This window comes from Roseomonas sp. F4, assembly GCF_053891155.1.
The window spans coordinates 1-17,018 of the sequence record NZ_JBSSHK010000008.1; the positions used below are offsets into that span (position 1 = coordinate 1).

Consider the following 17,018-nt stretch of genomic DNA (forward strand, 5'->3'; position numbering starts at 1 on the left):
CCCCCCCCCCCCCCCCCCCCCCCCCCCGCGACGCATTTGTGGCTCAGCGTGGCGACATCGTCTCCCGCCCCAGCCCGCCCTCGCGGCCGGAGGTCCAGAGGCCGGCCAGGCTGCCATCCGGCTGCACCTCATACAGCGCGCTGCCCAGCACCCCGGCCTGGATGTAGGCCACCGACAGCACGCGGCCATTGTCCACGCCGACGCCCTCGATCGTCTCCCCGGCCACGCGCCAGGTGACCCGCCAGGTCTGCGGCCCGGTCGGGGTGATCTGCGCGGCGCCGCTGTAGCGGCTGCCATCCGCGCCGCTGCCCTCCACCACATAGGCCCCGGCCCGCTGTGCCGCGGCGGGGCTGGCGAGAAGCGGCAGCGCGACCAGCGCGGCGGCGGTGAGGAGATGGCGCATGACGTTTCCTTTCTTCGTTGCGACGCCATCATGGCATGGATCGACAAAGCGGTCTCCGATCCGCTTGCCCCCCTTGCGCGCCAGGGCCATCTTCCAGCCGCACGCCGCCGAGGAACGTCATGATCGCCCTGCCGCCGCCGAAGCCGGACATCCTGGCCCGCCGCGATGAGATCGTGGCCGCCCTGATCGCCATGCTGCCCGCCGATGCCGTGATCCATGAGGCGCTGCGCATGCGGCCCTATGAGACCGATGGCCTGTCGGCCTACCGCCAGATGCCATTGGCGGTGGTGCTGCCCAGCACGACCGAACAGGTGGCGGCCATCATGCGCTACTGCCACGACAATGGCGTGCGCGTGGTGCCGCGCGGCGCCGGCACCAGCCTCTCGGGCGGCGCCCTGCCGCTGGAGGATGCGGTTGTGATCGGCATGATGCGGATGAACCGCATCCTGGAAATCGACTTTGGTGATCGCCTGGCTGTGGTGGAGGCCGGCGTCACCAATCTCGGCATCACCAAGGCGGTGGAGCATGAGGGCTTCTTCTACGCCCCCGACCCCTCCAGCCAGCTCGCCTGCATGATCGGCGGCAATGTCGGGATGAATTCCGGCGGCGCCCATTGCCTGAAATACGGCGTCACCGCCAACAACCTGCTTGGCTTGAGGATGGTGACGCCGCAGGGCGACATCATCGACCTCGGCGGCGACCATCTGGACGCGGCCGGCTATGACTGGCTCGGCCTGATGACGGGCAGCGAGGGCATGCTTGGCATCGTCACGGAAGTCACGGTCCGCATCCTGCGCGGCCCGGAAGGCGCGCGCGCCATGCTGGCCGCCTTCAAGGGCACGGAGATCGCCGGCGCGGCGGTGGATGCCATCATCGGCTCCGGCATCATCCCCGTGGCGCTGGAATTCATGGACAAGCCCTGCATCCATGCCTGCGAGGCCTTCGCCCATGCCGGCTATCCGCTCGACGCCGAGGCGATGCTGATCATCGAGGTGGAGGGCAGCGTCGCGGAGCAGGATTCGCTGCTCGACCGGATCAAGGAAATCTGCAACCGCTTCGACCCGATCAGCCTGAAGGTCGCCACCAGCGCCGAGGAATCGATGGCGATCTGGAAGGGCCGCAAGGGCGCCTTCGGGGCGGTGGGCCGCATCTCGCCCGACTATCTCTGCATGGACGGCACCATCCCGACCGGGGAACTGCCCTTCGTGCTGAAGCGCATCGGCGAGATGAGTGTGCAATACGGGTTGCAGGTGGCGAATGTGTTCCATGCCGGTGACGGCAATCTGCACCCGCTCATCATGTTCGACGCCAACGATCCCTCCAGCTTCCACAAGGCGGAGCAGTTTGGCGCCGATATCCTGAAGCTCTGTGTGGAGGTCGGCGGCTGCCTCACCGGCGAGCATGGCGTGGGCGTGGAAAAACGCGACCTGATGCATGTGCAATTCGCCCCGCATGAGCTGGACCAGCAGCGCGCCATCAAGACCGCCTTCGACCCTGCCTGGCTGCTGAACCCGCACAAGGTCTTTCCGCTGCTGGATGCGGCGTGAGCCCCCGCGCATGACGGACCTGATCGCCCCGTCGGATGAGGCCGGCGTCGCCGCCGCGGTGCGCGAGGCCGGTGCCACCGGGGCGCCGCTGTCCATCGAGGGGCATGGCAGCAAGCGCGGGCTGCTGCGGCCCGTGCAGGCGGCGCGCGGCCTGACCACGCGCGGGCTGACCGGCATCACCCTCTACAAGCCGACCGAACTGGTACTCTCCGCTCGTGCCGGCACGCCGCTGCCGGAGATCGAGGCGGCGCTGGCCGAGCATGGCCAGATGCTGGCGCCCGAACCGCCGGATACGCGGGCCATCTTCGGCGCCGAACTGCCGGCGACGATTGGCGGCATCGTCGCCACCAACCTCTCCGGCCCGCGCCGCATCACCTCTGGCGCGATCCGGGACCATCTGCTCGGCATCCGCTTCGTCAACGGGGTGGGGGAGGTGGTGCGCAATGGCGGGCGGGTGCTGAAGAACGTCACCGGCCTCGACCTCTGCAAGCTACTGGCGGGCAGCCATGGCACGCTGGGCGTGCTGACCGAGGTGACCATCAAGGTCCTGCCGGCGGCCCGCGCCAGCGCGACCCTCGCCATCGCCGTGCCGGACCTGGCCGCCGGGGTGCGGGCGCTGTCGGCCGGCCTCACCAGCCCCTTCGGCATCACCGGCGCCGCACTGCGCCTGGACGCCGCCGGGCCTGTCGCCCTGCTACGGCTGGAGGATTTTCCGGATTTCGTGGCCTATCGCGCCGGCCGGCTGCGAGACGATCTGGCGGCGTTGGGCGACGTCACGCTGATCGAGGATTCGGCGGCGATCTGGTGCGACATTCGCGACGCCGTGCCTTTGGCGGCGATGCCGGAGGATGCCATCTGGCGCATCTCTGTCCGCCCCAGCGCCGCGCCCGCCGTGGCGGCCGCGCTGCAAGCGGCCTTTGGCGCAAGGCTGCTGCTGGATTGGGGCGGTGGCCTGATCTGGGTCGCCGGCCCGGCGACGGAGGCCGCCCATGCGACGGTGATGACCGCCGCCGCCGCCGCGCGCGGCAGCTTCACCCTGTTCCGTGCCCCCGCGCCGATGCGCGCCGCGGTCCCGGTGCTGCCCGAGGAAGCGCCCGCTCTGGCCGCCATCGGCGCCCAGGTGAAGGCGGCGCTCGACCCCCTCGGCCTGTTCAACCCCGGCCGCATGAGGTCCAGCCTTTGAGTATTCCTCGCATCGCCATCCTCGGCCTGCATCTGGAGGTCAACGCCTTCTCGCCCCCCACCACAAGGCGGGACTTTGAGCAGCAGAGCTGGGCGGAAGGGGAGGCGATCACCGTGGCCGCGCGCAGCCCGGTCAGCGCCCTGCCGGCCGAAATCCCGGGCTTCTACGCCCGCATGGATGCGACCGGAGATTGGGAGCCGGTGCCGCTGATTCTCATCACCGCCCCACCCGGCGGCATCATGGCGACCGGCATTTTTCCCGAATTCTTGCAGATCGTCGAAGCGGGTCTGGCCGAGGCCGGGCGGATCGATGCCGTCTATGTCGCCAGCCACGGCGCCAGCCGCGCGACGGAGGAAGCCGATACCGACGGCGCCATCCTGCAATTGCTGCGTGACCTGCTGGGGCCGGATGTGCCGATCGTCGGCACGCTCGACCTGCACTGCAACGTCTCCGACCGCCAGATCGAACTGGCCGACCTGCTGATCGCCTATCGCACCAACCCCCATGTCGATATGCGCGAACGCGCGGCGGAAGCCGCCGACGCCATCCGCCGCATCCTGGAGACCGGGGAGCGACCGGAAACGCACTTCCTGCGCCTGCCGCTGACACCCCCCACCGTCACCCTGCTGACGGCGGAGGATTCGCCCTATTCCGAGGCGATTCGGGCAGGGGTCACGGCGCGGCAGGAGGATCCGAACCTGATCGGCGCCTCCGTCACCGGCGGCTTCGTCTATACCGATATCGCCAAATGCGGCCTCTGCGTCTGGGCCTCCGCCCGGCCAGGCCATGTCGGCCAGGCGGTGGACCTGGCGGAGAAGCTGGCCAACGACATCTGGCAGCGGCGGGAGGAGCTGACCCGGACGCTGACACCGATCGAGGATGCGGTGGCCCAGGCTGTGGCGGCCGGCGACGGGCCGGCGCTGCCGAGGTTGATCCTGGCCGATGTGGCGGACAATCCCGGTGGTGGCGGCGGTGGCAACACCACGGCGCTGCTGGCGGCGCTGCATGAGGCGCACGCGCGCGGCGTGGTCTTCGGCATCCTGGTCGACCCGGTGCTAGCCGCCGCCGCCCATGCGGCTGGGCAGGGGGCGCGCTTCGAGGCCGTGGCCAATGCCACCCCCGCCACCTTTGCCGAAACCTTTCGGGCCATGGCCACCGTGCGCGCCCTGTCGGATGGCAACGGCGTGGGCCGGCGCGGCAGCCTGGCGGGCCGCGCCTTTTCCATCGGCCCCGCGGCGCTGTTGGAGCTGGAGGAGAGCGGCATCCTGCTGGCGGTCGGATCGCTGCGCCGCCAACTGCTCGACCCGGCGATGCTGGAAATCCTCGGCGTGGATGTGGAGGCGGCGCGGACCATCGTGGTGAAGTCGCGCGGCCATTTCCGCGCCGGCTTCGACATCTACGCAACGCCCGACCGAATCCTGGAAGTGGATGCCCCCGGGTTGGTCAGCCCGGTGCTGTCCCGCTTCGTCTTCGAGGGCCTGCCGCGCCCGGTCTATCCGCTGGATGCGGAGGCGAGCTGGGGCTGAGGCCTCACGACGCTTCCGCCGCGCATCGGCGCTCTTTATGTTCGGCTTCGGCGGGGGATCATCATGCAGACCAGCTTTACCGAGGCGCAGCTCCGTGACCCCGATACGGCGGAAAGCAACCGCATCCTCCGCACCTGCGTCCATTGCGGCTTCTGCACCGCCACCTGCCCGACCTTCCTGCTGCTGGGCGATGAGCTCGACAGCCCCCGGGGCCGCATCTACCTCATCAAGGACATGCTGGAGAACGACCGGCCGGCGACGCCGGAGGTGGTCAAGCATGTCGATCGCTGCCTCTCCTGCCTGTCCTGCATGACCACCTGCCCCTCCGGCGTGAACTACATGCATCTGGTGGACCATGCCCGGCGGCATATCGAGGAGACCTATCAGCGCCCGCCCGCCGAACGCCTTTTGCGCCGGCTGCTCTCCGCGCTGCTGCCCTATCCGGGGCGCTTCCGGCTGGCCCTGATCGGCGCCTCCCTGGGCCGCCATTTTTCGCGATTTGTGCCGGGCGGTTCCATGGCGGCGCAGCGGCTGCGGGCGATGCTGAAGCTGGCGCCGGCCCATGTGCCGGGGCCGAGTGCCATGGACCGGCCGGGTGTCTTCAAGGCGGAGGGTGCGCGGCGCGGCCGGGTCGCGCTGCTGACAGGCTGTGCCCAGCGTGTCCTGGCGCCGTCCATCAACGACGCCACCATCCGCCTGCTGACGCGCATGGGGCTGGAGGTGGTGGTGCCCCGCGCCCAGGGCTGCTGCGGCGCGCTGGACCATCATATGGGCCATCACGACCCCGCCATGCGCCTGGCTCGCGCCAACATCGCCGCCTGGGGGGCGGAGCTGGCGGGGGAGGGGCTGGATGCGGTGGTGATCAACACCTCCGGCTGCGGCACCACGGTGAAGGATTACGGCTTCATGTTCCGGACGGAGCCGGAGGCCGAGGCCGCCGCCCAGCTCTCCGCCTTGGCGATGGATATCTCCGAGGTGCTGGTCAAATTCGGCTATGCGCCGAGCCGGGAAAAGCCCGGCCTGACGGTCGCCTACCACGCCGCCTGCTCCCTCCAGCACGGCCAGAAGGTCACCGCCGCGCCGAAGGACCTGCTGAAGCGCGCCGGCTTCACGGTGAAGGAGCCGGCCGAGAGCCATATCTGCTGCGGCAGCGCCGGCACCTACAATCTGATGCAGCCGGAAATCGCCGGGCAGTTGCGCGACCGCAAGCTGGCCAATCTGGACCGCACCGGAGCGGATCTGATCGCCGCCGGCAATATCGGCTGCCTGACGCAGCTTTCGGGTGGCGACCGGCCGACGGTGCATACGGTGGAACTGCTGGACTGGATGGCCGGAGGGCCTGAACCGGCGGCGATCGCGCCGGTCCGCGCCCGGCGGCGAGGGGCAGAAGTCCTGTAGCTTGCGATAAATTCAGATTTCTCTACAGCATCCCGGCACCTTCGCTCCCGAAGGACTTTGGATGCTCAGGGAAACGACCACCAGAATGCACCGCAGGACCTTGCTCGCCGCCGGCCTCGCCGCACCCGCCTTCCTCCGCAGCGCCCAGGCCCAACCCGCCTGGCCGGCCCGGCCCATCGCGCTGGTGGTGCCCTTCACCGCCGGCGGCTCGACCGACATCGCCGCCCGCTTCCTGGCCGAGGGCATGGCGGCCCGCCTTGGCAGTGGCGTCCGCATCGTCGTGGAGAACCGGGCCGGCGCCGGGGGTTCGCTGGGGGCCGATCATGTGCGGCGCCAGGCGCCGGATGGCTACAATCTGCTGATCGGCACCGCCTCCTCCCACGCCACCAATCCGGCGGCGCTGCCGGCCACCACGCCCTATGACCCGGTGGAGGACTTCACGCCCGTGGCCATTGTCGGTGGTGGACCGATGGTGATTGTCGCCGCGGGCCGCTCGCCCTACCGGACCATCCAGGACCTGCTGGCGGAGCTGAAGGAAAAGCCGGGGGCGCTGTCCTTCGCCACCTCCGGCGCCGGCGGCATCGGCCATCTGACCGGCGAATTCCTGCTGTCCCGCGCCGGGCGCCTCCGGGCGGAGCACATCCCCTATCGCGGCGGTGCGCAGGTGATGACGGCGATGGCCTCGGGCGATGTGCAGTTCTCGGTGGAGGTGCTGGCCTCCGCCGCGCCGCATCTGCGCGACGGCACCTCCCGCGGCCTGGCCGTGACCATCCCGCAGCGGCACCCGCTGATGCCCGAAATCCCGACCCTGGCGGAAAGCGGGCTGGCGGATTTCGATGTCACCACCTGGAACGTGCTGCTGGCGCCGAAGGGCCTGCCGCCCGAGATCCTGGAGCGGCTGAACGCCGCGGCGAATGACGTCCTGGCCGATCCCGCGGTGCGCCAGCGCCTGGCCGGCGCTGGTGTCGATGCCGCCGCGCGGAGCACGCCGGAGCAGACCCGCGCCTTCCTGGCGGCGGAACTCGCCAAGTTCCGCGGCATCGTTCAGGAAGCCGGGATCGCGCTCGGCCGATAGGCCGGGATGGTCACGCTGGCCGATAGGTCTTGCGTGGGAGGGTGGGGATGCCGGAGGCTGGGCGGATGACACGTCTCGCCGCACTGCTTCTGCTTCTCGCCACCCCCGTCTGGGCCCAGGCCCCGGCACCCACCCCGCGCCAGGGTCCTGCGGCGGCGCGACAGGCGGAGCTGGACCGGCTGTTCGAGGCGCTGCAATCCGCCCCCGACCAGGGCGGCGGCCAGATGGTGGAATCGCGCATCCGCGCCGTCTGGGCGCAGGCCGTCTCGCCTGCCGCCGGGCTGCTTCTGCGCCGGGGGCTGCGCAACCTGCAGGCCAATGAGGCGGCGGAGGCGCTGGAGGATTTCGACGCCGCCCTGGTGCTGGAACCGGAGGCGGCCGATGCCTGGCTGGCCCGCGCCAGCGCCTATGCCCGGCTCGGCGACCGCCCGGCGGCGGCGCGGGATCTGCAACAGGCGCTGCGGCTGGAACCTCGGCACTTTGGCGCCCTGCTGCAATTGTCCGAATTGCAGGAGGAAGCCGGCGACGGCCGTGGGGCGCTGCGCAGCCTGGATGCGGCGCTGGCGCTGCATCCGCAGATGCCGGGCGGTGCCCTACGCCGGCGGGAATTGGCGCGGCAGGTGGAAGGCGACGCGCTGTAGCGCAACGGCCGGATGGCGTGTCGGTGACCCCATGGGCGAAAAGCGAGGTCGAGGAGTAACCTGCCATGCCCGAAGCCCCGATGATCGACCCGCTGGACGCGCCGCGCTGGCAAGCCGTGCTGGGGCGTGTGGCGCAGCCGGATTGCGGTGATTTCCGCTATGCCGTCACCACCCAGGGCGTGTTCTGCCGCCCGGGCTGCCCGGCCCGCCCGCCACTGCGCCGCAACACCCGATTCTTCGCCGATGCCGCGCAGGCCGAGGCCGCCGGCTTCCGCCCCTGCAAGCGCTGCGATCCGAAGGGCGAGCGCGCCCGGATGCAGGCCGAGGCCGTCGCCGCCGCCTGCGCGCTGATCGAGGCGGCGGAGACCATCCCCAGCCTCGAAACCCTGGCCGCCCGCGCCGGCTATGCCCGCCACCATTTCCTGCGCCTGTTCCGCGACATCACCGGCGTGACCCCGCGCAGCTATGCGGAGGGCGTGCGCGGCCGCAGGTTGCAGGCCGCGCTGGCCGCCGGCGACCGGGTGGCGGAGGCGGTGGCAGGCGCAGGCTTCGGCAGCGAGAGCCGGGTCTATGAGGACACCGCGCGGCATCTCGGCATGACCCCCGGCGCCGCCCGGCGCGGTGGGGCGGGAGAGGTGATCCGCATCGCCCATGCCGACAGCGCCATGGGTCCCCTGCTGGTCGGCGCCACGGAGGCCGGCATCTGCTTCATCGGCTTCGCCGAACCCCCCGAGGCGCTGGAGGGCGATCTGCGCGCCCGCTTCCCCCGCGCGCGGGTCGAGCCGGCGCCGGAGGATCTGGCGGGGGAGGTCCGCCAGGTGGTGGCCTTCCTGGCGGAACCGGCCGCTGCCCTGGCCCTGCCGCTCGACCTGCGCGGCACCGCCTTCCAGCGCCGGGTGTGGGAGGCGCTGACGCGGATTCCGCTGGGCGAGACCCGCACCTATTCCGGCTTGGCGGCGGAGATGGGCATGCCCGCCGCGACCCGCGCCGTGGCCCGCGCCTGCGCCCGCAATCCTGTGTCCCTGGTGGTGCCCTGCCACCGCGTGGTTGGCGCCAGCGGCGACCTGACCGGCTATCGCTGGGGCGTCCCGCGCAAGGCGGCGCTGCTGGCGGGAGAAAAGCGCGCGCGCGGACGATAGGCTCCCTCCCCCGCACAGCGGGGGAGGGCTGGGGTGGGGGCTTCTACCCGCGGACCCGAATTACTGTGGCGCCGGCGCCGGAGCCGGTGGCACAGCCTGCGGCGCGGCGGGCGGTGTCGCGCCCGGTGGCGTGGCGGCCGGCGGCGTCGCACCCGGCGCCGCGGCGCGCGGCACCAGCCGCTCCGTGCCCTTGGCATTGGCGCCGACAATGGTCCACTCGCCGTCCAGGCTGCCATCCGCGTTCAGCGTGTAGATGCCGAGCCCCGGCCGCTGTTGCAGCCCATAGGCCACGGCCGCGGTGCGGCCGGAGACGAAGCCCACGCCCTCCACCGTCTCATTGCCGATTCGCCAGCGGATGGCGAAGGAGCTGAGGCCGGCCGTCTGGATCTGCGCCAGCCCCGCATAGGTGCTGCCGTCCAGATTGGTGCCGGTCACGTCATAGAGCCCGGCGCGCTGCGCCTGGGCGGGGCTGGCGAATGGCAGGGCCGCCAGCAGCGGCAGGGCGAAGGCAAGGCGGCGGAAGGTCATCGGGCTGCTCCGGCGAAGGGAGGCGCACCAAACGCGGGCGCGGCCCCCAGGTCAACCGCCCGCCATCACTTCACGATGGCGACCCGCAGCGCATTGGTGGTGCCCGGCGTGCCGAAGGGAACGCCCGCGGTCACCACCACCTCATCGCCCGACTTGGCGAAGCCCTCATGGCTGGCGGCGCGGATCGCCTTGGCCACCATGTCGGTCATGGAGTGCAATTCCACCGTCGTCACCGGATGCACGCCCCAGACCACGGCCATGCGCCGCGCCGTTTGCAGGCTGGCGGTCAGGCCGAGGATCGGGCAGCTCGGCCGTTCCCGTGCGACGCGCAGCGTGGTGGAGCCGGTGGAGGTGAAGGTGGCGATCGCCTCCGCCTCGATGGTCTGGGCCACCTGGCGCGCGGCGGCGGCGATGGCGCTGGCGGAGTTGCGCTCCGGCGCCGGACGGTTGGCATCCGTCAGCTTGCGCCAGTCCGGATCCTCCTCCACCCGGGCGATGATGCGGTCCATGATGTTCACCGCCTCGAAGGGATACTGCCCGGCAGCGGTCTCGGCGGAGAGCATGACGCAATCGGCGCCGTCGAAGACCGCGGTCGCCACGTCCTGCGCCTCGGCCCGCGTCGGCGCGGGGGCGGTGATCATGCTTTCCAGCATCTGGGTGGCGACGACCACCGGCTTGCCCAGCAGCTTGGCGGCGCGGACGATGCGCTTCTGGATCAGCGGCACCTCCTCCGGCGGGCATTCGACGCCGAGGTCGCCGCGGGCCACCATGACGCAATCGGCCTCCGCCAGGATGGCATCGAGATTCTCGACCGCCTGCGGCTTTTCCATCTTCACCATGATCCAGGCGCGGCCGGCGGCGATGGCCTTGGCCTCCACCACATCCTCCGCCCGCTGGACGAAGGAAAGGCCGATGTACTCGACGCCCTGTTCCAGAACGAAATCGAGGTCGGCGCGGTCCTTTTCCGTCAGCGCCGGGATCGGCAGTTCCACATCGGGCACGTTGACGCCCTTGCGGTCCGAGAGCGGGCCGCCGACCACCACCTGGGTCTCCAGATGGTCTTCCCGCTTATGGGTTACGCGCAGCCGCAGCTTGCCGTCATCCAGCAGCAGCGTGGTGCCGATGCCGGCGGCGGCGATGATCTCGGGATGCGGCAATTGCACGCGGCGGACATCGCCGGGGGTCGGCGATAGGTCGAGACGGAAGCTCTGCCCGGTCTGCAACTGCACCCGCCCGGCCTGGAACTTGCCGACGCGCAGCTTCGGCCCCTGCACATCGGCCAGGATACCGATGGGGCGGCCGACCTTTTCCTCGATCGCGCGGATCGTGGCGATGCGGGCGGCGTGGTCCTCATGGGTGCCATGGCTGAAATTCAGCCGGAACACATCGGCGCCGGCCCGGAACAGCCGCTCGATCACCTCGGGCGAGGAGGAGGACGGGCCGAGGGTGGCGATGATCTTGGTACGCCGGCGGCGCCGCAGCGGGACCCGGTTGGGCATGGGGCGGGCGAATCCTTCGCGGCGGGGGGTCTCGGGGGGTTCTGGCACATCCGGGCGGACGGCGACGGGGGGCACGCCGAGCGCGCGCGCCACCTCCGCCACTCTATCCTCTGGCACTCGTCGCCATTGCGAGACGGCGGCAGTGGAGATGCCGAGAGCGGTTGCGATACGGGTGACGGCGCCGCGCTGGGTCAGCAGGGCTTCGAGGGTGGGGTCGCGCATGCAGCTAAGTTAGTCAATCTAAGCGAACGGCGCCAGATCTGATTTTGCGACTTAATTTACCTAAGTTTTACCGCCTAATCGGCTGCTGAATAGCGCAGCGCGACATTCTTGCCACAGGGGTGCCGGAAATTTCTCGCCGATGACACCTTTCCCAGGGAACTCGCGTTCATCTGCGCAGGACGCTGCGGCCGGACACTCCACCCCCGGCGCGAAGGGCCGGTCCGGCCAGGAGATACCACTATGAACTTCCGCAAGACCTTGCTCGCCACCACCATGCTGCTCGTACCCTTTGCCGCCGCCCAGGCGCAGCCGGTGAGCGGCGTGTATATCGGCGCTGGCGCCGGCGTGAACTGGCTGCAGGATGCCAATATCAATGCGACCGGCGGGCTGGCCGATGAACTGCGCGCGCGTGGCAACACGACCGGTGGCGATGTCTCCTTCGACATGGGCTGGGTTGGCGTCGTCAGCCTCGGCTACGGCTTCGGCAACGGCCTGCGCACCGAGATCGAGGGCAGCTACCGCGAGAATGAAGTCGACACCATCAGCGGCTTCCGCGGCGCCGGCCAGGTCCGCGCTTCCGGCACCGCCCGCAGCTACGGCGTGATGGCCAATGCACTCTATGACTTCGACCTGGGTGGCAACATCGGTGGCATGGCGCTGGTGCCGTATGTCGGCGTCGGTGCCGGCTACATCTGGCGCGAATTCGACGGCGTCCGCGCCAATGTGCTCGGCGGCAGCGTGAACAGCGATGGCACCGATGGCCGCTTCGCCTATCAGGCGATCGTCGGCGCCGCCATGCCGCTGACCAATGTCGCCCCGGGCCTGTCCCTGACCGCCGAATACCGCTTCCTCGGCACGATGGAGCATGATGTCGACACGAGCAGCAGCAGCTCCTCCTTCACCGTGGCGCGCACCGGCACCAAGTCGGAGAACTACAACCACTCCATCCTGATCGGTCTGCGCTACGCCTTCGGCCAGACCAGCCCGGCCCCGGTGGTTGCCCCGGCCCCCGCCCCGATGCCCGCCGCCGCCCCGGCGCCGGCCCGCACCTACCTGGTGTTCTTCGACTTCGATCGCGCCGACCTGACCGACCGCGCCCGCCAGATCATCGGCGATGCGGCGCAGAGCGCGACCAGCCAGGGCGTGACGCGCCTTGAAGTGGCCGGCCACGCCGACCGTTCGGGCACGCCGCAGTACAACCAGCGCCTGTCCGAGCGCCGTGCGGCCGCCGTGGCCTCCGAGCTGGAGCGCCGTGGCATTCAGCGCAGCCAGATCACCGTCCAGGCCTTCGGCGAGAGCCGCCCGCTGGTCCCGACCGCCGACGGCGTGCGCGAGCCGCAGAACCGCCGCGTGGAAATCGTCCTGCGCTGAGCGTGACTGGGGAGGGGCTTCGGCCCCTCCCTCCCTTTTTCATGACGCCACCATGCCAACCAGCCAGATCCAGGCGGCCATCCAGGCCACGGTCGTGGCAATGCCCAGCAGCACGGTGCGAAAGGCGATGGAGCGGCTGAAGCCGGCCTCCTGCCCCGGATGCGGCGGCAACAGAATCGGCGCCCCGAGATAGGCCAGGATCACCATGTGGATCATGGCGGGGAATGCGAGAAGACTTCCCAGCGACGGCAGAGACACCGCGATCCATAGGGTGATGGGCGCGTAAAGCGTCAGCTTGAGCGCGGCGTCACCATCCGGAATGGCGAGGTAGCGCGCGGCGCTGCGCAGGATCATGCCGCGTTGCAGGAAGAGCCAGATGGCCGTGCTGACAGCACCGCCTATGGCGATGAGCAGGGCGCCGCCACGGGTCGTGACCCTTGTGCCGATCTGCACCAAGGTGCCATCCGGCCGCTGCATCATGAACGGCTCCACCTGTTGCGCCGGCAGCAATGGCTCACCCCCCAGCGCCGCGTAGATACCGATCACCAGCCAGGGCAGCAGCACCAGCGGCAGGGCGCGGGCCAGGCTTGGCGCAGGCTCCGCCGCGATCGCGGCCCAGGTTTCGCGTGGCGACAGCAGCAGGCCGCGCAGTCTTGGCCAGAACCGCATGACAGTGTTCCCTTTCGGAGGTGACGTCAGGTGCTGATGCCTGGCGCAGGCATCTGGCGCAGGGCGAAAAGGGTCCAGGCGAAAAGCGCGACGGCATAGATCGCGAATTGCAACACCACCATCGCGAGAGCGATCAGCGGGCCCCGGAAGGCGGCGGCCCGCCCCCAGCGCCGTTCCTCGCCGGGCGAGGGTGGCATCAGGATCGGCGCGCCGATGGCGAGCATCGCCATGGCGTGCAGACCCGCCAGCAGCATCAGCCAGCTCTGCCCAAGCGGCAGCAGGAACAGCGCGATCCACATGGCGAAAGGGGCATGCACCGCCAGCTTCTGCGCCGCCGCCGCATCCTGCACCCCGCCATACAGTGCCGCCCGGCGGCGGAGCGATCGCCGCAGCAGCACCACGCCCAGCAGCATCAGCAGTGTATAGGTGACCGCCGTTGGCGCTGGCCCGATCTGGACCGAGGCGGAATAGGCGGCGCCTTGCAGCCCCAGGCCGGATCCGGCGCCGCGCTCCGGAGTCACGGTGTACCAGTCATCCGACCGCGTCATCGCCACGGCCAGGTTGACCAGGCAGGCCCCCGCCGCCAGCGGCAGCAGGCTGCGCGCCAGGCTCGGCACCGGCTCCGCCGCGATGGCCACCCAGGTTTGGCGCGGTGACAACAGCAGGCCGCGCAGCCGCGCCAGGAAGGTCATCCGGCCGATCCCATTCGATTCGGGAATGAGTCTCGCAGCGCGGCGTGACGCGGTCGAGTGATGGTCAGGCGACCAGCACGGCCCGCAGGTCGTTCACATTGGTCAGGGTCGGCCCGGTCACGAGCAGATCGCCCAGCTTCGCGAACAGGCTGTAGCTGTCATGCCGCCCCAGCACCGCGCGCGGGTCCATCCCGTCAGCGCGGGCGCGGGCCAGGGTGTCGGGGGTGATGAGGGCGCCGGCATTGTCCTCCGACCCGTCGATGCCATCGGTATCGCCCATCAGCGCCCAGATGCCAGGGGCACCGGCCAGGGCCACCGCGCATCCCAGCAGGGATTCGCTGTTGCGGCCGCCCCTTCCGCCACCTTCCGGACCGATGGTCACCGTGGTCTCCCCGCCCGAGAGCAGCAAGCAGGGGGCGGGCAGGGGGTGCCCATGGGCGCCGGCGGACAGCGCGATGCCGGCCATGGTCTTGCCGAGTTCCCGCGCCTCACCCTCCAGCGCATCGCCCAGGATCAACGGCGCCAGCCCGAAGCCGCGCGCGGCCTGGGCGGCGGCCTCCAGCGCCATGCGGGGGGTGGCGATGAAGCGGTAGTCCACCTCGCCCAGGCGCGGATCGCCCGGCTTCGGGGTTTCCTCCGCCGCCTTCTCCAGATGCGCCGTCACCGCCGCCGGCAGTTCCATGCGGTAATGTGCGACTAGGGCGCGGGCTTCCGCAAAGCTGGTCGGGTCCGGCACGGTGGGACCGGAGGCGATGGCGGCCGGGTCGTCCCCCGGCACGTCGGAGATCGCCAGCGTCACCACCCGCGCCGGCGCCGCCGCCAGGGCCAGCCGCCCGCCGGAAAAGGCTGAGAGGTGGCGGCGGATGCAGTTCATCTCATTGATCGTGGCGCCGGAGGCGAGCAGCGCCCGGTTCACCGCCATCAGATCGTGCAGGGTCAGCCCCGGCGCCGGCAGGGTGGTCAGCGCGGAGCCGCCGCCCGAGACCAGGAACAGCACCAGGTCGCGTTCCGTCAGGCCGCCAACCGCCGCAAGGATGCGTTCGGCCGCCGCCGCGCCGGCGGCATCCGGCACGGGGTGGGAGGCCTCCAGCACCTCGATGCGCTTCGTCGGATGGCCGTGGCCGTAGCGGGTGACGACAAGGCCCGAAAGCGGCACCTGCGGCCAGGCATCCTCGACCGCCGCGGCCATCACGGCGGCGGATTTGCCGGCGCCCACCACCACCACGCGGCCGCCTTCCGGGGGTTCCGGCAGGTGTCGGGCCAGCACGATGCGCGGATCGGCGCTCGCCACGGCCGCCTTGAAGATCATCTCCAGCGCCGTTCGCGCCGCCGCATCGGTCCAGGCCATACGCATCCCCCAATTCAGGCCCAGTATGGCGAAGCGCGGCGGGATGGACCATCTACCAGGCCCAGCTTGCAGGAGAATGCCGATGACCGATCCCGATCAGCAGACCCAGCTCGAAGCCGCCGCCTTCCGCCGTTTGGTGCAGCATCTGCGGGAGCGGAGCGATGTGCAGAATATCGACCTGATGAACCTGGCCGGCTTCTGCCGGAATTGCCTGTCCCGCTGGTACCGGGAGGCCGCGGCCGAGCGCGGCACCACCATCACCGATCCGGAGGCGCGGGAGATCGTCTACGGCATGCCGTACAAGGAGTGGCAGGCGCTGCATCAGAAGGAAGCGACGCCGGAGCAGAAGGCGAAGCTGGCCGCCAGCAACCCGGGGCACTGAGGGAAGAAGGTCGGGGAGGGAAGCATTCCATCCCCGAACCCCTCCTTTGCTTTTCAGGACCTTTTGCGACCTGCTTCGGAACGCAGCCGACTCGACGCAGGGTGCGGGTGAACGGCGACAGTGCGCGGCGCTGGCGGTCCATGGGTCTAGTAGGGGAACGCACCTTAGCCTGGGCAGAGCGATGCCGGCGCCTCGAACGCGACCATCAGGCTACAACGACTTCCGCCGCTGGCTTTTTCGTCCTGGCCGCCGGTATCGTCCTGCTCAGGCGACTTGCCCGGCCCTGCTGTAGACCCTGTCGTGTTGACAGCGGATCCGGCTGAGCCTGCTGATCACCGATATCGAGGCCCCGCAACTCCATGAGCAATGGCCAACGTCGCCTTGGCCTGGCGCGCGCAGGAATGGCCGCCGCAATGCTGGCTGCGCTCTGTGCTTCAGCGCCCGCATCGTCCTGGCTGTTTCTCGTGTTCTTTGAGGACGACACAACCGATCTGCATCCTCGGTCACTGTTCGTGATCCAGGAAGCCGTCAGGTATGGGCAGCGCGTGGGCTGGGAGTGCGCGCGTGTCGTCGGCGCGTCTGATCGAGCTGGTGCCTCCGAGCGGAGGCAGGTTATCAGTCGCCTGCGTGCGGAGGCTGTTGCGAGAGAATTGGTGCGGTTCGGCGCTCCAGCGGAGTGCGTCATCGTCGAAGCCTGCGGCGATCGCTTTCCCATGGTCCCGACGGCAGAGGGCGTTGCGGAAGTCCAGAATCGCCAGGTGGAGATCATCCATTATTCGCGGGATGAAGGCCCTCAACGTAGCCTTCGGCCCGGCCCGAACTGCCCTTGGGAAAGGCTCCCCGGTTCGACTGCATTGACACCTTCCCAACGATGATCAGCGCCGAGCAGACTCGGTTACGAAGCAGTCTTTTGGTTCGACTTCGAACCAAAATCCCCACAAGTAGATGAGGGGTCTGGGGAGAATACTTTCTCCCCGGCCTTCCTTCCTTCCCCGTTCCGCCGGTTTGCGCCACCCCCGCCCCGGCGCTATACGCCGCGCCTCAAACTTGTGCCCGGAGGCCTTCGATGAGTGATTTCGACGCGCAGGAGGCCCAGGCCAGCCGCGACCGCCAGGAGAAGGACCCGGACCCCGAGGTGGGCGGCATTGCCGTCGACCGGCTGCGGTCCATCATCGAGCGGGTCGAGCGGCTGGAGGAGGAGCGCAAGGCGCTCGCCGGCGATATCAAGGACATCTTCTCCGAGGCGAAGTCGGCCGGCTTCGACGTGAAGGTGATCAAGCAGATCATCTCGCTGCGGAAGAAGGAGCCGGCCGAGGTAGAGGAGCAGGAGACGCTGCTCGATCTGTACCGCCGCGCCTTGGGGATGTAGGCAGAAGCCGTCCAGCGAAAGAGGCG

The 17,018-nt window shown here is 70.0% G+C and carries 17 protein-coding genes; 11 read left to right on the forward strand and 6 right to left on the reverse strand.

Annotated features, from left to right (window positions below; all coding sequences use genetic code 11):
• Positions 1-43: 43 nt before the first annotated feature.
• On the reverse strand, positions 44-403 hold the full coding sequence (locus ACVFYP_RS26775; RefSeq protein WP_499203241.1) for a hypothetical protein: 360 nt from the start codon (positions 401-403) through the stop codon (positions 44-46).
• 119 nt (positions 404-522) lie between these two features.
• Between ACVFYP_RS26775 and ACVFYP_RS26780 the strand changes: the two genes are divergently transcribed.
• The 7 genes from ACVFYP_RS26780 to ada all read left to right on the forward strand — a co-directional run bounded on the left by ACVFYP_RS26780 (position 523) and on the right by ada (position 8,912).
• Positions 523-1,950 carry an FAD-linked oxidase C-terminal domain-containing protein gene (locus ACVFYP_RS26780; RefSeq protein WP_499203242.1) on the forward strand — a complete coding sequence of 476 codons (1,428 nt, stop codon included), beginning with the start codon at positions 523-525 and terminating at the stop codon, positions 1,948-1,950.
• A gap of 10 nt (positions 1,951-1,960) precedes the next feature.
• On the forward strand, positions 1,961-3,133 hold the full coding sequence (gene glcE / locus ACVFYP_RS26785) for a glycolate oxidase subunit GlcE (protein WP_499203243.1): 1,173 nt from the start codon (positions 1,961-1,963) through the stop codon (positions 3,131-3,133).
• Positions 3,130-4,659, forward strand: coding sequence for a M81 family metallopeptidase (locus ACVFYP_RS26790; protein WP_499203244.1), 1,530 nt, complete (start codon positions 3,130-3,132; stop codon positions 4,657-4,659). Before glcE ends, ACVFYP_RS26790 begins: the two co-directional genes overlap by 4 nt.
• Positions 4,660-4,722: 63 nt before the next feature.
• Positions 4,723-6,057, forward strand: coding sequence for a glycolate oxidase subunit GlcF (gene glcF, locus ACVFYP_RS26795; protein ID WP_499203245.1), 1,335 nt, complete (start codon positions 4,723-4,725; stop codon positions 6,055-6,057).
• A gap of 85 nt (positions 6,058-6,142) precedes the next feature.
• On the forward strand, positions 6,143-7,132 hold the full coding sequence (locus ACVFYP_RS26800; protein ID WP_499203246.1) for a Bug family tripartite tricarboxylate transporter substrate binding protein: 990 nt from the start codon (positions 6,143-6,145) through the stop codon (positions 7,130-7,132).
• Positions 7,133-7,197: 65 nt separating this feature from the next.
• Positions 7,198-7,773, forward strand: a complete 576-nt coding sequence (locus ACVFYP_RS26805; RefSeq protein ID WP_499203247.1) for a tetratricopeptide repeat protein — start codon at positions 7,198-7,200, stop codon at positions 7,771-7,773.
• 65 nt (positions 7,774-7,838) lie between these two features.
• On the forward strand, positions 7,839-8,912 hold the full coding sequence (ada, locus tag ACVFYP_RS26810; RefSeq protein WP_499203248.1) for a bifunctional DNA-binding transcriptional regulator/O6-methylguanine-DNA methyltransferase Ada: 1,074 nt from the start codon (positions 7,839-7,841) through the stop codon (positions 8,910-8,912).
• Between the two features lie 60 nt (positions 8,913-8,972).
• Here ada and ACVFYP_RS26815 read toward each other — a convergent pair whose 3' ends face one another.
• Both ACVFYP_RS26815 and pyk read right to left on the reverse strand, forming a co-directional pair.
• On the reverse strand, positions 8,973-9,440 hold the full coding sequence (locus ACVFYP_RS26815) for a hypothetical protein (RefSeq protein WP_499203249.1): 468 nt from the start codon (positions 9,438-9,440) through the stop codon (positions 8,973-8,975).
• Positions 9,441-9,505: 65 nt separating this feature from the next.
• Positions 9,506-10,939, reverse strand: coding sequence for a pyruvate kinase (gene pyk / locus ACVFYP_RS26820; RefSeq protein ID WP_499203311.1), 1,434 nt, complete (start codon positions 10,937-10,939; stop codon positions 9,506-9,508).
• Positions 10,940-11,401: 462 nt separating this feature from the next.
• On the opposite strand from pyk, the gene ACVFYP_RS26825 reads away from it, so the two are divergent.
• Complete coding sequence (locus ACVFYP_RS26825) at positions 11,402-12,532, forward strand: OmpA family protein (RefSeq protein ID WP_499203250.1); 1,131 nt, start codon at positions 11,402-11,404, stop codon at positions 12,530-12,532.
• A gap of 39 nt (positions 12,533-12,571) precedes the next feature.
• Here ACVFYP_RS26825 and ACVFYP_RS26830 read toward each other — a convergent pair whose 3' ends face one another.
• From ACVFYP_RS26830 to ACVFYP_RS26840, 3 genes are all read right to left on the reverse strand, one after another.
• A complete protein-coding gene (locus ACVFYP_RS26830; protein WP_499203251.1) occupies positions 12,572-13,201 on the reverse strand; it encodes a hypothetical protein in 630 nt (209 codons plus the stop codon).
• A gap of 26 nt (positions 13,202-13,227) precedes the next feature.
• Complete coding sequence (locus ACVFYP_RS26835) at positions 13,228-13,893, reverse strand: hypothetical protein (protein ID WP_499203252.1); 666 nt, start codon at positions 13,891-13,893, stop codon at positions 13,228-13,230.
• A gap of 64 nt (positions 13,894-13,957) precedes the next feature.
• Positions 13,958-15,241 carry a glycerate kinase type-2 family protein gene (locus tag ACVFYP_RS26840; RefSeq protein ID WP_499203253.1) on the reverse strand — a complete coding sequence of 428 codons (1,284 nt, stop codon included), beginning with the start codon at positions 15,239-15,241 and terminating at the stop codon, positions 13,958-13,960.
• 76 nt (positions 15,242-15,317) lie between these two features.
• On the opposite strand from ACVFYP_RS26840, the gene ACVFYP_RS26845 reads away from it, so the two are divergent.
• From ACVFYP_RS26845 to ACVFYP_RS26855, 3 genes are all read left to right on the forward strand, one after another.
• Complete coding sequence (locus ACVFYP_RS26845; RefSeq protein WP_499203254.1) at positions 15,318-15,623, forward strand: DUF1244 domain-containing protein; 306 nt, start codon at positions 15,318-15,320, stop codon at positions 15,621-15,623.
• A 413-nt stretch (positions 15,624-16,036) separates the two neighbouring features.
• The gene (locus tag ACVFYP_RS26850) at positions 16,037-16,498 is read left to right on the forward strand and encodes an OmpA family protein (RefSeq protein ID WP_499203312.1); all 462 of its coding nucleotides are present in this window, start codon (positions 16,037-16,039) and stop codon (positions 16,496-16,498) included.
• 191 nt (positions 16,499-16,689) lie between these two features.
• Positions 16,690-16,992, forward strand: coding sequence for a DUF2312 domain-containing protein (locus ACVFYP_RS26855; RefSeq protein ID WP_209443290.1), 303 nt, complete (start codon positions 16,690-16,692; stop codon positions 16,990-16,992).
• The last annotated feature ends 26 nt before the right edge of the window (positions 16,993-17,018 follow it).

Bases quoted from the DNA above. Each gene is read 5' to 3' on its own strand.
- ada (WP_499203248.1), top strand. From the start codon at position 7,839: ATGCCCGAAGCCCCGATGATCGACCCGCTGGACGCGCCGCGCTGGCAA.
- ACVFYP_RS26830 (WP_499203251.1), bottom strand. From the start codon at position 13,201: ATGCGGTTCTGGCCAAGACTGCGCGGCCTGCTGCTGTCGCCACGCGAA.
- ACVFYP_RS26775 (WP_499203241.1), bottom strand. From the start codon at position 403: ATGCGCCATCTCCTCACCGCCGCCGCGCTGGTCGCGCTGCCGCTTCTC.
- ACVFYP_RS26825 (WP_499203250.1), top strand. From the start codon at position 11,402: ATGAACTTCCGCAAGACCTTGCTCGCCACCACCATGCTGCTCGTACCC.
- pyk (WP_499203311.1), bottom strand. From the start codon at position 10,939: ATGCCCAACCGGGTCCCGCTGCGGCGCCGCCGGCGTACCAAGATCATC.
- ACVFYP_RS26855 (WP_209443290.1), top strand. From the start codon at position 16,690: ATGAGTGATTTCGACGCGCAGGAGGCCCAGGCCAGCCGCGACCGCCAG.
- glcF (WP_499203245.1), top strand. From the start codon at position 4,723: ATGCAGACCAGCTTTACCGAGGCGCAGCTCCGTGACCCCGATACGGCG.
- ACVFYP_RS26780 (WP_499203242.1), top strand. From the start codon at position 523: ATGATCGCCCTGCCGCCGCCGAAGCCGGACATCCTGGCCCGCCGCGAT.
- ACVFYP_RS26850 (WP_499203312.1), top strand. From the start codon at position 16,037: ATGCTGGCTGCGCTCTGTGCTTCAGCGCCCGCATCGTCCTGGCTGTTT.
- ACVFYP_RS26800 (WP_499203246.1), top strand. From the start codon at position 6,143: ATGCACCGCAGGACCTTGCTCGCCGCCGGCCTCGCCGCACCCGCCTTC.
- ACVFYP_RS26840 (WP_499203253.1), bottom strand. From the start codon at position 15,241: ATGGCCTGGACCGATGCGGCGGCGCGAACGGCGCTGGAGATGATCTTC.
- ACVFYP_RS26805 (WP_499203247.1), top strand. From the start codon at position 7,198: ATGACACGTCTCGCCGCACTGCTTCTGCTTCTCGCCACCCCCGTCTGG.
- ACVFYP_RS26815 (WP_499203249.1), bottom strand. From the start codon at position 9,440: ATGACCTTCCGCCGCCTTGCCTTCGCCCTGCCGCTGCTGGCGGCCCTG.
- glcE (WP_499203243.1), top strand. From the start codon at position 1,961: ATGACGGACCTGATCGCCCCGTCGGATGAGGCCGGCGTCGCCGCCGCG.
- ACVFYP_RS26835 (WP_499203252.1), bottom strand. From the start codon at position 13,893: ATGACCTTCCTGGCGCGGCTGCGCGGCCTGCTGTTGTCACCGCGCCAA.
- ACVFYP_RS26845 (WP_499203254.1), top strand. From the start codon at position 15,318: ATGCCGATGACCGATCCCGATCAGCAGACCCAGCTCGAAGCCGCCGCC.